Consider the following 15824-nt stretch of genomic DNA (forward strand, 5'->3'; position numbering starts at 1 on the left):
GGGACTAACGATACTATTTTATGGAGGTTGACAATGGCATTTAATCATCACGAAATCGAACCCAAATGGCAACAATATTGGGATGAGCACCATACATTCAAGACAGAAAACCGTGGCAAGGGCCACCCGAAATATTATGTCCTTGACATGTTCCCGTATCCGTCTGGTCAAGGCTTACATGTAGGTCATCCGAAAGGCTACACGGCAACGGATATTGTTGCACGTATGAAACGTGCCCAAGGCTATGATGTCTTGCATCCAATGGGTTGGGACGCTTTTGGCTTACCGGCGGAACAATATGCATTAGATACAGGTAACGACCCAGCTGACTTTACCCAGGAGAATATTCAGAACTTCAAACGTCAAATTAAGTCGCTCGGCTTCAGTTATGACTGGGAGCGTGAAATAGATACAACCGATCCAGACTACTACAAGTGGACGCAGTGGATTTTTACGAAGCTTTTTGAGAAGGGCTTGGCTTACCAGGATGATGTGATGGTTAATTGGTGCCCGGCTTTAGGAACGGTGCTGGCTAATGAGGAAGTTATTAACGGTGTATCTGAGCGGGGCGGTTACCCAGTGTATCGTCGTCCGATGAGGCAGTGGGTACTGAAGATTACGGCCTACGCTGATCGTCTACTGAAAGATTTGGATGATCTGGATTGGCCGGATAGTGTCAAAGAGATGCAAAGAAACTGGATTGGCAAATCTGAAGGTGCTATCATCAAATTCTCGGTCGAAGGCACAGATATAGTGCTTGAGTCCTACACAACCCGTCCGGACACCTTGTTCGGCTCGAGTTACATTGTTGTTGCGCCAGAATCTGAGCTTGTTCAAGCCATTACAAGCCCCGATCAAAAAGCTGCCGTCGATGCTTATATCGAAGAAGTAGCTACTAAGAGCGAATTAGAGCGCACAAGCCTGAATAAAGATAAAACCGGCGTTTTTACAGGTGCTTACGCCATTAACCCAGCCACCCAAGAACCAATTCCAGTGTGGATTGCGGACTACGTTATTGCTTCTTACGGAACCGGTGTTGTTATGGGTTCACCGGCTCATGATGAGCGTGACTTTGAGTTCGCTATGAAGTATGACTTGGCTATTACACCGGTAATTCAAGGGCCGGACAATGAAATTCCATATTTCGGTGAGGGGCCGATTATTAATTCTGACTTCTTGAACGGTATGAGTGTTGCTGAAGGCATTACGGCCATGATTGACTGGTTGGAAGCGAATGGCCACGGCGAACGCAGGATTAATTACCGCCTGCGGGATTGGATTTTCTCACGTCAACGCTATTGGGGTGAACCGATTCCAGTGATTCATTGGGAAGACGGCACGACGACTGCGGTACCGGAAGCAGACTTGCCTGTCCGCTTACCGAAAACCGATCATATTCATCCAAGTGGGACCGGTGAGTCGCCACTAGCTAACATTGACGAATGGGTAAACGTCACCGATCCAGAAACGGGCATGAAAGGACGTCGCGAGACGAATACTATGCCTCAGTGGGCAGGTAGTTCTTGGTACTTCTTGCGATACATGGATCCGCATAATGATGATGCTCTCGTTAGTGAAGCAGCCATTGAGAAGTGGGGCAATGTGGACTTATATATCGGAGGAGCCGAGCATGCGGTGCTCCATTTATTATACGCCCGTTTCTGGCATAAATTCCTTTATGATTTAGGTGTAGTAAACACGAAAGAGCCTTTCCAACGCCTCTTCAATCAAGGTATGATTCTAGGCTCCAATAATGAGAAGATGTCTAAGTCAAAAGGCAACGTCGTCAACCCAGATGATGTAGTCAATGAGTACGGGGCAGATACCCTTCGCCTATACGAAATGTTCATGGGACCTTTGGACGCATCCATTGCTTGGAGCGAAGAAGGACTCGAAGGGAGCCGCCGTTTCCTAGACCGCGTCTGGCGTTTATATGTAGACGAAGCAGGTAATATCCGGGATACCATTCAAGACCAAGGCAATACCAACTTAACTCAAGTCTACCACCAAACCGTCAAGAAAGTGACCGAAGACCTCGACGCCTTGCACTTCAATACGGCTATTTCACAATTGATGATCTTCCTTAACGAAGCGCGCAGTGCCAAAGTCTTCCCGCGTGAATACGCTGAAGGTTACTTGCAACTCTTGGCCCCAATTGCACCTCATATGAGTGAGGAAATTTGGGCGAAGATGGGTCACGATGCATCTATTACCTTGAAAGCATGGCCAAGCTTCGATGAAACCAAGACGGTGGCAGAAGAAGTCGAAATTGTTGTACAAATTAATGGAAAAGTACGCGCCAAAGCAATGGTTGCAGTAGATATGGCCCAAGACGAGATGGAAGCCATTGCATTGGACTTGGCAGAAATTAAAACCGGCTTAGAAGGCTTAACGGTGCGTAAAGTCATTGCAGTGCCAAATCGCCTGGTAAATATCGTAGCGAATTAATGATTTAAACAGCTAGGGTGGTGAAGTGCGACACTCTAGTCATGGTGGGAATACTTCCAGCTACCTTTCGTGGTAGCTTGGGAATCCGCCTGGCTATGGCTAAGATGCTAAGGCACATTTCAGCCACGGGCTGTAACAGAACTTGGTGCGTGAATCCTGAATTTCAGGCAACCTAAGCTCAGCGACCGGTGGGAAGCATTTAGTAAAGATGAGACAGTTAAGTAGAATTTAAGGACAATAGGAGGTGCTGGTTTGAATAAGACATCGTCCAACGAACCAAAGCAACCAAATAAGCAAGATAAATATCGTCAGAGTTTTGATGAAACGCGGCGAATTGATAGGCGTGATTTAGAGACGCATCGGCAGAAAAATCGAGGTTCCACTCAGCGGTCGGACTTCGACCAAATTTACTTCGATCTGGAGGATTTGGATCCGATGTCTAGTTATAATGAATTTGACAGGAGCGACGATGGATTGTCCTTTGTAGACCGTGTTCGCGCAACAGCAGGGGAGGCCAGTCAGAAGCTGAAAGCCCGCCGTGCCGAGCGCGATCGACAAAGAGAAGCCAAGGTCGAGCAGAAAGCGGCCGAACGCGAAGCTAAGGCTCAGCAAAAGGCAGCGGAACAGGAAATCCGTGAACGGCAAAAAGCGGCAGCACAAGCCGAGCGTGAGCGCCAAGCCGAAGAAGAAGCCCGTGAGCGGACGATTCAAGCCGAAGAAGAGGCCGTTCTCGCACGGAAACAGGCCGCTGAAGAAGCGGTGGCTGCGGCGGAGCGCGATCTTGAGGTGGCTGAAGCAGCTGCAGAGCGCGCTATGAAAGCAGCCCGCGCTGCTCAAGAGCGTGAGCGTCAGCTTCTGGCTGAAATAGAGACCTTACGCAAAGAACAGGCTGGTGAAGCAGCAACTGATTCTGATGTAGTGGCTGGCGCTGAGGCTGAAGAAGGCGGCGAAGTAGAGAGCTTGCGTAATCAAGCTGTTCAAGAAGCAGCAGACCGCAATCAGACCCGTGAAGTTGCTGCAGGTATTTCTGAAGAAGCAGATGAACAGGGTAATACGGCTGAAGCCACTGAAGTAGAATCATTAGCTAGCTCAGAGGACACAACCAACAAAGAATTCGCTGCTTCTTATAGCGCTGAAGCTACTAGGGAAGCCGCTTTGTCAGATGATTCTGATGAGTGTGTACATTTGATGAATCGCTTGATGCCGGATGAGAGGGTCGAGAAGGTTCGCGAGCAATTTTTCTTTCAACAGGATGATACAGATGTAGATGATGAGGTGACTCTCGATGAGCTCGAGGAGATTATCGGTTATGATGAGGATGAAATTGATGAATTAAGTGAGCAGATTACTTCCAAGACCCAGCGTTATGATGGTCCAATTCTGACCGACCAGGCCCTGCGTGAGTATGGTATTCGCCGAGATATCGAGAGCAAAAACCATGAAGACTTGGATTGGGATCCGGACCGCGATGAAGCCGAAGAAGACGGTGATTCGGTCGTAAGTGGAGCGGCCTGGCTGACTGTCGGAAATATTATCTCCCGGGTGCTGGGAGCACTCTACGTCATTCCTTGGGCAACGTGGCTTGGGGATGCCTATACGGAAGCTAATGTACTCTATAGTGTGGGCTACAAGCCGTATTCTCTCTTCCTAGCGATTGCGACAGCTGGTTTCCCAAGTGCGATTGCCAAGCAAATGGCCTATTATCATTCCATGAAAGAGTATCGGGTCGCTGACAAACTCTTCAAGAATAGTGCCATTATTATGGGCGTTACCGGCGCCTTCTCAGCCTTGCTGCTTTATGCATTGGCGCCGTTTCTGGCGGTTAATTCCGCAACTAATGACCCCGGCGCTGCCATTCTAGTGATTCGCTCATTAGCGCCTGCACTCTTAATCTTGCCAATTATGAGTCTTTTGCGGGGGTATTTCCAAGGCTTTAGCGATATGAAGCCAACCGCTGTTTCGCAAATTATTGAACAAGTCATGCGCGTTGTCTATCTATTAGTTGCAACCTATGCAATTATGCAGATATTAACCGGCAACGTGACCGATGCCGTGGTGCATTCAACTTTTGCTGCCTTTGTCGGCGCATTGGCGTCACTCATTTACTTATTGGTTATCTACTTGCGCCGTCAACCAGTAATCCAGCAACTCAAGTTGCGTTCCCTTGACCGTGTCGAAGTTGATTTTAAAGCCAGTATTAAGATAATGGTCATTGATAGCGTGCCTTTTATCCTACTGGGATCTGGGATTATTATTGCCCAATTAGTAGACACTTACAGCTTCCGTCAAATTTTGGAAGCAACAAGTATCTTGTTGACTTCTGAAATTAGTGAAATGTATGGAACCATCAGCTTAGACGTGGATAAATTATCGATGATTATCGTTTCTCTAGCCGTGTCCTTGGCGACCGCCTTAGTGCCAACTGTGACCAAATATTTCGCCAATCGCGATATTAAAGGAACGAGCCAATTGGTCACCCGAATTATGGAGATGTTCACCTTGATTATGCTACCAGCTGCCTTGGGCATGGCTGCCATTGCGGATAATGTGTACACCTTCTTCTACCCAACTGGTAGCCTGCACGGTCCAGCTTACTTGGTGACGGCGTCCCTGACGGCGATCGTGCTTGGTCTGTATACCGTTCTATCGACTATTCTACAGTCCATGAACTTCCGCCGAGCCGCTGTTCGTTTCCTAGTCGTTGGTCTTCTTGTTAAGCTAGTGCTACAATTCCCATTCGTCGCCCTATGGAAAGGGCACGGCGCCTTGCTGTCAACCGGTGTTGCCTTCTTAGCCACTTCCGTGTTCAGCTGGATTAAACTCAAACGCGAACTCGACTTTGACCATCACTACTTACGTAGAGAATTAGGCAAAATAGTAATCGCCGCCATTATTATGGGAATTGTTGCCTTCATGTGGAACAACGTTCTCAACGCCTTATTCGGACCGGTTGGACGCATGTTAACTCTGGTGAAGATTCTACTCGTCGTCTTAATGGCTGTTCTGATCTACGCGATTATTCTGGGGCTTTTTGGCAAATTAGAACTTATCTTGGGAGACCGTTATAAAGAGCTCCAAGAAGAAATGAAAATCTTGCCATGATGCGACTGGATAAACTCTTAGCCCATGCAGGCTACGGTAGCCGTAAAGACGTCAAGAAATTAATCACCAGCGGACATATCGCTATTAACGGCGAAACATGCACCAAAGTTGGCCAAAACGTCGACCCGGATACCGACCAGGTAACCTACCTTGGCGAACCCGTCAACTATCAAGAATACTATTATATTATGCTTAACAAACCCGACGGCATCGTCTCCGCTACCGAAGACCGCGAATACGAAACCGTCATCGACTGGGTCGAATTGGACTACGCCCACGTAGACCTCTTCCCCGTCGGCAGACTCGACATCGACACGATTGGCTTACTGCTCTTAACCAATGACGGCCAACTCGCGCACCGACTTACGTCTCCGCGCCACGCCGTCCCTAAGCGCTACGCCGCGATTGTTGAAGGCGAAATCACCGCCGAGGCCATCGACCAATTTGCGGCCGGCCTCGACCTTGGTGATTTTACCAGTCAGCCCGCTGAATTGATTGTATTAAGCTATGACGCAGAAAGTGATACGAGTCGTATCGAAGTCGTCATTACCGAAGGCAAATACCACCAAGTCAAGCGCATGTTCGAAGCTGTCGACTCGCAAGTTCTCGCCCTGCAAAGACTAGCCATGGGTCCTTTGGAATTGGACCCAGACCTTGAACTCGGTGAGTACCGCGAACTCACCCCAGCAGAAGTTGCCGCACTTCAAGCCTTGTAAAGCATATAAAACGAAACCCCCAGCTCCTTTGATTGAGCTGGGGGTTTGGTGTTTGGGTCTATAAGATCATTGAGCTAGTGTGTATGGAAGTGACTTATATGGTTGATGTGATAGTGTGTAAGCCGACGACCATGTCCCGTGCATGTTCGCGGAAGTAGGCTCTATAGTTCTGATGATCCTATTTAATCAGAAATTGTGTTAGGAAGTGCAGTTGCTACCAAAGTGTAGATGGTGTTACAAACTTGAGTTTGAGCTTCCTTGACTATCCTGGTGGAGTTCTACCACGATAGTCAACAGCCCTTTCACTTACGTGGTAGGCTTGCACCACGCAAGTCAGAAAGGGAATGAGTTACGTGGTAGAGCTGTACCACGCTAGTCCGAAGGGATTTGACTTACCTGGTAAATTCTACCACGCAAGTCACTTCTCGATACAGATAGGAAATCGGTCCCTTTTAACAAAAAGAGCTGCAACTTTTCATCTTTCAGCACAATTGCTGAGCAAATAAGTTACACTTGCAGCGTTAGGAGCACCTACAAGAGCCAAACACTTTCTCCGGATCAAATAAAGGTTGATGCCACGGTCAGCCCGTGGCTTCCTTATTTAAATTATAAACTGAGTTTCGCACCGCAGTTGCTACCAAAGTGTAGATGGTGTTACAAACTTGAGTTTGACCTTCCTTGACTATCCTGGTAGATCTCCACCACGCTAGTCAACAGTCCTTTCACTTACGTGGTAGGCTTGCACCACGCAAGTCAGAAGGGGAATGAGTTACGTGGTAGACTTGTACCACGCTAGTCCGACGGGATTTGACTTACCTGGTAAATTCTACCACGCAAGTCACTTCTCGATACAGATAGGAAAAGCGGTCCATACTACAAAAAGCTGCAACTTTTCATCTCTCAGCACAATTGCTGAGCAAATAAGTTACACTTAGCACCTCCAAGAGCCAAAGACTCTCTCCGGATCAAATAAAGGTTGATGCCACGGGCAGCCGTGGCTTCCTTATTTAAATTATAAACTGAGTTTCGCACCGCAGTTGCTACCAAAGTGTAGATGGTGTTACAAACTTGAGTTTGACCTTCCTTGACTATCGTGGTAGATCTCCACCACGCTAGTCAACAGCCCTTTCACTTACGTGGTAGGCTTGCACCACGCAAGTCACTTCTCGATACAGATAGGAAAATCGGTCCATACCAACAAAAAGAGCTGCAACTTTTCATCTTTCAGCACAATTGCTGAGCAAATAAGTAACACTTGCAGTGTTAGGAGCACCTACAAGAGTCAAACACTCTCTCCGGATCAAATAAAGGTTGATGCCACGGTCAGCCCGTGGCTTCCTTATTTAAATTATAAACTGAGTTTCGCACCGCAGTTGGTATCAAAGCGAAGAAGGCGCTACAAACTTGAGTTTGACCTTCTTTGGCTATCGTGGTAAATCTCCACCACGCTAGTCAACAGCCCTTTCACTTACGTGGTAGGCTTGCACCACGCAAGTCAGAAGGGGAATGAGTTACGTGGTAGACCTGTACCACGCTAGTTTGAAGAGATTTGACTTACGTGGTAAATTCTACCACGCAAGTCACTTCTCGATACAGATAGGAAAATCGGTCCATACCAACAAAAAGAGCTGCAACTTTTCATCTCTCAGCCTAATTGCTGAACAATAAGTTACTCTTGCAGCGTTAGGAGCACCTACAAGAGCCAAACACTCTCTCCGGATCAAATAAAGGTTGAAGCCACGGACAGCCCGTGGCTTCCTTATTTAAATTATAAACTGAGTTTCGCACCGCAGTTGGTACCAAAGTGTAGCTGGTGTTACAAACTTGAGTTTGACCTTCCTTGACTATCCTGGTAGATCTCCACCACGATAGTCAACCCCCCTTTCACTTACGTGGTATGCTTACACCACGCAAGTCAGAAGGGGAATGAGTTACGTGGTAGACTTGTACCACGCTAGTTTGAAGGGATTTGACTTACCTGGTAAATTCTACCACGTAAGTCACTTCTCGATACAGATAAGAAAATCGGTCCATACCAACAAAAAGAGCTGCAACTTTTCCCTCTATAATGGACTCATAGTTTCGTACAACTATTGAGAGCAGATTTTATCTTGTGTACAATTCATGACGCTAAAAAATTTTTAAGAACAGCCCCTGAGAACAGAATAATTTCTATGAACAGGGGTAAAAAATTTTGCGCACAGGCGAAGACATAAGGAGCGATCAATAGTTGTACGAAACTATGAGTCCATAATAATAGATAGCCTCGTTTCCTGGATCAACGGCGGAGTTTAGCTTCAATGCCCAATTCTAGTGGTCCAACAGCTCACCTCGTCTGGGCCACAACTGACATACCTTCCTGATTCCTCGATCCTGTGATAATCTGACACATTTTCCCGCAGGAGGCACCCCTCATCAATGCAATTTAACACAATCAATGATAAAATACTCAGTAGATAGAATGGAGGTGGGGCCGTGGCCTTACTCAGACCCATAGCAGAAAACTTCTTTAAATTCGACTTTCTTATCATTATCTTGGCTATTGCCACAGGCTTTCTTTACTGGGCCTGTCTCAAAAGCTGTCAAGACCTTAGACGCATTCTCTTACCTAAAGGCAACCTTGCCCTTGGGAACAAGACGAAAGACCAATTAATCGGTCACTTCGAGTTTTACCTCGACCCCGCCGGTGAACAAGCAATTCTTGACCGAAGGCAGAAAATGAATAGTCTCTATGTGCTATTTCTCAATGTCTGTGCCATCTTCCCCTTAATGGGACTTCTTGGTACCGTGATTTCCCTTATTCCCATGGTTGAAGCGATGCAGACGGCGCTCTTTTTCGATGCTTTGACGTCTACCTTCTGGGGGATTGTCTTTGCGATTCTCTTCAAAGGCTTAAACGGCTTCCTGCAAGCGCAAGTGGAAGAAAACATCGACTTAGTAAACACATATCTTGTTCGCATGGATGCCATGGAAGCTCGTCACGCCGTGCAAGAAGAGCTGGTGAATTTGGATGAATAAGCGCGAAATGACGATTGATCTGACTCCGCTGTTGGATGTCATCCTTATTATTCTCTTCCTTGTATTGGCCAATCAGACCAATGTCCAGCATGCAGAAGTTACCCAACTGGAGGCTGAAGTGAGTCGCCTACAAGAAACCCAATTACCACAGACAGCCACTGAAGAAGGGTGGTACCGCACTTACCAAGAATCCATTGGCAAAGTCAACTTAATCTACCCCGAAGACTTCAGTGATGAGCCCTTGAAAGCTGTCTTTGAATCGGGTGAAATAATTGCGAAACCGCCGGCTCAAGATCTCAAAGCATGGCTCAGTGAAATTTTGGCACCTATTGAAGAAGACATTATTATTGTGACCTTCACTGTCAACCATGACGACATCTATAACCAAGAATACCAAACCATGCTCCGCGTTCTCACCCAACTGGAAACGACCACTGAGCAGACGATTGTCTTTAACGAAGTACAAGCCAACTAGAAAGGAACCCCATCATGGCCAAAAATCAGCAAAAAGAAAAAAGCTCTAACCGCAATATCATCCGCTGGATTATCATCATCCTCATTATCCTTCTTGCCGTTTACCTCTTCGGACGTGGCGGCTTCGGTAACGGCGGAAGTCGCGGAAGCAACACAGGAGATACTAATACCACACAAATAACAGGCGAGCAAGCCGGCATGGACACTATTGACATTCGCGTCAACGAAGACAGTATCTACTGGAACAATGAGAGCATTACCAATGAGGAGCTGGAGAACCGACTGGCTGATTTAGAAGAAGGGACAAGCATTACCCTTATTGACGATAATGCTATTCTCAGCACCTATGAAACAGTACAAGATGCTTTAGAACAACATAGTATCCAAGCAACTGAGACAATACAAGAATAGTCTAGGCGATCAAAACACGGCATTTGCCGTGTTTTTTATTATGCTTAATTCGTTGAAAACTGGGGCGTGCTGGGGGAATAAATCTTAATGGATTTAGCCTTTTTCTGATGTCTTACAGTTGAGTTTTCTCCGGTGTTAATTGTTGAATAGAAGTGCTACACTATTGAATTTGAATTATTTAGGTGAATACATTTAAGTATCAACTAATTCATCATATGTCAAGAGTTTTATAGCTCCGTTAGTTATGTTATTATTGAGCTGTGTCATATATTTTTAGCTTCTCATTGTTTGCGATAGCAAATGTGGAAAAAACCATTTTATATTTATGCCAATATGGTAAGATATAGTAAAATTATAATTTTTGGGCTAATAGGATTAATTCTCTTGGAACGTGTTTTTCTAAGATCCTAGTCTTCTTTGAATTCAGAACTAGGTATAATGAACAGCACAAGTAGTTCAGAAAGTAGTAACATAGATAATGTGATTGAAGCTATGAGTGATGAATTGAGAGAATCTGCTGAGAGTAATGAACATGATGAATTAGCCACTAGCGAAAGGGAAGCAATAGCTGTCATTGATGAGTTGTTTACCAACAATGCATCAGTTTATAACGGTGAATCATTAGATTCTATTAAGGATATCGCTAGTCATCTTGATACAGACGATTTAGCCGCTTTAGAAGCAGCTTATGCTGATAATCCAGAAACGGGAATTGCTCAAGCTATCAACTAAATGATTGATGAAATATTAACTAATAGCGATTATGTTGAATTGATTGAGTAATATCTCAACGAACTCTCTTTTTATGAGTATAATTATAATAACATATATTAAACGTTATATTTACATGTTGCTATCAAAGAGATTATCTTCATGATTTCAGTAACTCGACTACAACAAAAAGCTAGCGCTCAACTTAATCAAGAGTTGGTAAGATTTGTCTCTTTTATTAGAACATTAGATTGGGAAGCTTTGAGTGAGATTGAAACATTGTAGCTGAATCTTAGATGCTTACACAAGAAGTTCAACGTCTTATGGAGGAATTATAATGGGGAGTGAAACATTGAATGGATAGTTATACGAATCATTTATTAGGATATATCGAAAATCTTTCTTCCAGACAAAGACGAATAGGATGGATGGTTCTAGATATTTTCTGCTTATTATTAGGAATCTTGACAAGTTACTTTATCCTTTGGAATATAATACCAAGCAATTTTTCCCAATTTATTTTATATGGAATTGTGACTTTCATCGCTTATGAGATAATGGGAACTTTTCTCAAATTGTACTTAACTTTTAATCGTTATAGCAACATATCGACTCTATTCACTTTATTTTTGATTATGTTTCTAGCCAATGTAATCGGCGGTATTGTTATGTTGGTCTTTATGCGAGCCTTTTCCATACGATTTATCTTCTTAACTGGACTGATTTCGGGAATTATGGTTTTTGCACTAAGGACATTATGGCAACTGATATACTCTCGACGTAAAAAGTATCAAAAGAGTGAGGACGAACTTGAGCGGGTTGTAGTTATCGGAGCTGGTGATGGTGGTTCCATCTTTATGGATAACCATATCCGAAATCCTCAAAACCTTGAAGTTATCGCGATACTAGACCAAAATCCTGCCAAACATGGTTTGTTATTAGGCGGCGTCAAGATCTTAGGCGATATTGATTTACTTCCTAGTCTTGTTAAGGAATTTGGCGTAACTAAAGTAGTCGTGGCAATTCCAACCATTAAGCCTGAAGAATATGAAAAAATTCTAAAGATAACGAGTCCGTTAAAAATCAATTTATACAAAATGCCTAATGTTGAAAAAGTTGTACAAGGAACATACAAACCACTACTCACACAAAACAGAGTGAATATCGCTGATTTACTCGGGCGACAAGAAATCGCACTAAATGAGTCTAAATTGAGAAAAGAAATAGAAGGAAAAGTCATTGCGATTACAGGTGCAGGTGGCTCCATTGGTTCAGAAATTGCTCGGCAAGTATCCAAACACAATCCTAAACGAGTTATCTTAATTGGTCATGGCGAAAACTCTATTTATCTAATTTATCAAGAGTTGTCTAAATTAATAAATATGGTAGAATATGCACCAGTTATTGCGGATATTAAAGACTATGAAAGAATATTGGGAATCTTCCAGGAAGAGCAGCCAGATATTGTGTATCACGCAGCGGCCCATAAACACGTGCCACTGATGGAAATGAATCCAGTTGAAGCATTCACGAATAATATCTTAGGGTCTTATAATGTAGCGAAAGCTGTTGACGCAGCCAAAGTCTCTAAAATGGTCATGATTTCAACCGACAAGGCCGTTAATCCGCCTAATGTGATGGGAGCAAGTAAACGTGTTGCCGAGTTAATCGTGACCGGTTTTGATAAAATGAGTGAGTCGGTATATTGTGCTGTACGCTTCGGTAATGTGCTCGGCAGTCGAGGGAGTGTTATCCCAGTCTTTGAGAAACAAATTAAAGAAGGTGGGCCCGTTACTGTCACAGATTTCCGAATGACTCGATATTTCATGACTATCCCTGAAGCTAGTCAACTTGTGATTTATGCAGGGGCATATGCACAGAATGGGGAAGTCTTTATCTTAGATATGGGAGAGCCTGTCAAGATATTAGATTTAGCACGTAAAATCATCTTATTAAGCGGGTATACTGAAGAGGAAATTGAAATAGTAGAAAGCGGTATTCGACCAGGAGAGAAACTTTATGAAGAGTTATTAACAAGTAGCGAGCTTGTGGATCGACAAGTTCATGAAAAAATATTTGTAGGGAAAGTAGCGGACATTCCACTTAGCGAAACATTAAAATTCGTTGAATCTTTGAAAACAGATGACTCAGATCAACTCAGAGATAGTATTATTCAATTTGCAAATAATAGCATCAATTAAAGGATGCAAACATGAACACAAAGCATACATATTTCCATTTGACATAATTCATTAGGAAATACTTTTTTAAAGTCTTTCTAACGAGATTAATTGGCTCAAATATAGGTGCAGGATTTATGATTCTAGTTGTTGATGAACAATACTCATCTTCTGCTCAATTTATTGTTAATCAATAATTATCTCAAGAACAATGTCTTCAATTGAATCCTAAATTGTCGTAATATATAACGATGAAACCTCAACAAAAAATCAATAAAGGAGCCTCTCATGAAGAACATTCTTATAACAGGATTAAATAGCTATATTGGAAACAAGACAGAAACATGGCTTAATCAGTGGCCAAATCAGTATCAAATTGACAAACTGAGCTTTCATGGGGATGATTGGCGACAGAAAGATTTCGCACAATATGATGTTATTTTGAACGTGGCTGGGATTGCCCATAATTCAAATGATGCGAACTTGGAAGATTTGTACTATCAGGTAAATCGTGATTTAGCGGTTGCTATAGCAATAAAGGCGAAAGAGGATGGTGTACCTTTATTTATTCATCTATCCAGTATTATAGTTTATGGTAGTCGTGTGGAAGAGATTACTCGTGAGACACCTTTTGACCCGGATAACTTTTATGGTGATAGCAAAGTTCAAGCTGAGAAGAGATTAGCGAAACTTGAGGATGATGCCTTTACGATTGCGATTATTCGACCGCCGATGATTTATGGGAAAGACTCTAAAGGTAATTATCCTTTGCTTGCAAATTTTGCTCGGAAATCACCTGTCTTTCCGAAGTATGATAATAAGCGTAGTATGCTTCATATTGATAATTTAACGGAATTAATTCGGTTAATCATAGATTCCAATCAAGGCGGTATTTATTACCCTCAGATGGAAGACTACGTCTCGAGCAAAGCGATTGTTGAGGGTATTTCTAAGCATTATCATAAGCCAATTCTCATGACGAAGGTATTTAACCCTGCTTTAAGACGTTTAACCGGGGTTAATATTATTAATAAGGTCTTTGGTAATTTATACTATAAGCAATCGTTGAGCCAACATTTCGGCGGCAAATATCGGGTACGATCCATTGAAGAATCTATACGACTATCAGAACCAGATCAAAGCCAAATGATCAATAGGAATGCAGAAAAGTCGTAAAAAAATCTATTGTTATAGCTTATCTTATGGTAAGATAAATGAACTGAATTACTTAGAGAGAGTCGGAGGAAGATATGGAAAATGAAATTAGCTTAATAGATTTATTTAAGATACTGAAGAAGTATCTTTTTGTTATTGTTTCGAGTACGTTGCTTGGAGCGGTGCTGGCGGGGCTCTTCATGTTCCTGTTAGTTGATTCGCAATATAGTTCAAGAGCGCATTTAATGGTTAGCCAAACAAATAATCAGGAACAACTTCAGTATAATGAAGTTCAAACCAATATTACACTTATAAATACTTATTCAGATATTATCTACACCGATCAAACATTGCAAACCGTTAGTAACCAGCTAGACGGCATCTATTCACCAGCAGAACTTCGGGATATGATTACGGTTGAACAGCAGCCAAACTCCCAGGTTTTCTATATTCAAGCAACGGCGTCGTACCCAGAGAATGCACAAACTATAGTTCAAACAGTAACAGACGTGCTGATAGATACGATGAAAGAGATTTACGGCAAAGATGATATAAAATTAAACGTCATCTCACCGGCGACATATAATCCGAATAAAGTGTCACCTAGCTTACCACTCTATATTATTATAGGAGCTTTAATGGGTCTCGCTTTGAGTGGTACCTATGCTTTGATTAAAGAGTCAATGGATAGCCGGGTTCGAGATGATGAGTTTGTTCAGTCATTAGGTTTGACCAACTTAGGCGCCGTCTTTGAGATGTCAGGGACAGAGTTAGATAATTCGCGTATTTCAACGCAACGACGCTCAAGAAGTTCTAAATCAAGGGGGATTTAATTGATGGATTGGAGATATAGGAGAAAGCGTAAAGAGGAACGCCTGATGAAGGAGCAAGCCAAAGGGGCAGGGCTGATTACTTACTTTAGCCCTCAATCTGTTCAAGCTGAACAACTGCGCACTATACGAACGAATATTCAATTTGCCCAAATGGATCAGCCTTTACAATCCATTGTCATTACCTCAAGTATTCCAGCAGAAGGCAAGTCAACGATTGCGGCGAATTTAGCATTTCTGATGGGAACAACTGACCAACGTGTCTTAATCGTAGATGCTGATATGCGTAAGCCAACTTTACATAAGACGTTCACGCTAAGCAATGAACAAGGGCTCACGGGTCTTCTGTTAGACCGAAAAGCGGATATTAATGACTACATCTTACGCAGCCCAGAATTGAATCTTTATTTATTGCCTTCAGGACCGATTCCACCTAATCCATCGGAGTTATTATCTTCCGGGCGTATGACGGAAGTTATGCATGAGCTGAAACATTACTTTGATATCATTATTTACGACGTCCCGCCACTCACCGCCGTAACAGATGCTCAAATTATGGCTAATAAGGTTGATGGGACAGTACTTGTCGTACGAGCTGACTATGTTCATAAGAGTGAAGTACGCAAATCTGTGGAGCTACTTAATAATGTGAATGCGAATATTATCGGCTATGTTATGAACGGGGTTGCCCGTAAAGATGGAGTAGGATACGGTTATGGCTATGGATACGGCTACAGCCAAGAAGATACAGAATAATTGACTAATGAACGAAAATTCAT

The 15824-nt window shown here is 43.4% G+C and carries 11 protein-coding genes; all 11 read left to right on the forward strand.

Annotated elements, in window-relative coordinates:
• The first annotated feature begins 33 nt into the window (after positions 1–33).
• The 11 genes from leuS (at position 34) to CL176_RS04385 (ending at position 15801) form a co-directional block, all read left to right on the forward strand.
• Positions 34–2448 (forward strand): leucine--tRNA ligase, encoded by a 2415-nt coding sequence (gene leuS / locus CL176_RS04335; RefSeq protein ID WP_118990196.1) that lies wholly within the window; start codon positions 34–36, stop codon positions 2446–2448.
• A 252-nt stretch (positions 2449–2700) separates the two neighbouring features.
• A complete protein-coding gene (locus tag CL176_RS04340) occupies positions 2701–5550 on the forward strand; it encodes an oligosaccharide flippase family protein (protein ID WP_118990197.1) in 2850 nt (949 codons plus the stop codon).
• On the forward strand, positions 5547–6266 hold the full coding sequence (locus tag CL176_RS04345) for a pseudouridine synthase (protein ID WP_118990198.1): 720 nt from the start codon (positions 5547–5549) through the stop codon (positions 6264–6266). The genes CL176_RS04340 and CL176_RS04345 overlap by 4 nt, the downstream gene beginning before the upstream one ends.
• A 2475-nt stretch (positions 6267–8741) precedes the next feature.
• Positions 8742–9284 carry a MotA/TolQ/ExbB proton channel family protein gene (locus CL176_RS04350; protein WP_118990199.1) on the forward strand — a complete coding sequence of 181 codons (543 nt, stop codon included), beginning with the start codon at positions 8742–8744 and terminating at the stop codon, positions 9282–9284.
• On the forward strand, positions 9277–9759 hold the full coding sequence (locus CL176_RS04355) for a hypothetical protein (protein ID WP_118990200.1): 483 nt from the start codon (positions 9277–9279) through the stop codon (positions 9757–9759). Before CL176_RS04350 ends, CL176_RS04355 begins: the two co-directional genes overlap by 8 nt.
• 14 nt (positions 9760–9773) lie before the next feature.
• Positions 9774–10169: a hypothetical protein gene (locus tag CL176_RS04360; protein WP_118990201.1), complete on the forward strand. Its 396-nt coding sequence runs from the start codon at positions 9774–9776 to the stop codon at positions 10167–10169.
• 438 nt (positions 10170–10607) lie between these two features.
• Positions 10608–10901: a hypothetical protein gene (locus CL176_RS04365; RefSeq protein ID WP_118990202.1), complete on the forward strand. Its 294-nt coding sequence runs from the start codon at positions 10608–10610 to the stop codon at positions 10899–10901.
• Between the two features lie 335 nt (positions 10902–11236).
• Positions 11237–13081, forward strand: coding sequence for a nucleoside-diphosphate sugar epimerase/dehydratase (locus CL176_RS04370; protein WP_118990203.1), 1845 nt, complete (start codon positions 11237–11239; stop codon positions 13079–13081).
• A 267-nt stretch (positions 13082–13348) separates the two neighbouring features.
• Entirely contained in the window at positions 13349–14236 is an 888-nt protein-coding gene (locus CL176_RS04375) for an NAD-dependent epimerase/dehydratase family protein (RefSeq protein WP_118990204.1), read from the forward strand.
• Between the two features lie 74 nt (positions 14237–14310).
• Entirely contained in the window at positions 14311–15048 is a 738-nt protein-coding gene (locus CL176_RS04380; RefSeq protein WP_118990205.1) for a YveK family protein, read from the forward strand.
• A gap of 3 nt (positions 15049–15051) precedes the next feature.
• On the forward strand, positions 15052–15801 hold the full coding sequence (locus CL176_RS04385; protein WP_118990206.1) for a CpsD/CapB family tyrosine-protein kinase: 750 nt from the start codon (positions 15052–15054) through the stop codon (positions 15799–15801).
• Positions 15802–15824: the final 23 nt, after the last annotated feature.

The organism is Suicoccus acidiformans, assembly GCF_003546865.1.
Lineage (GTDB): Bacteria > Bacillota > Bacilli > Lactobacillales > Aerococcaceae > Suicoccus > Suicoccus acidiformans.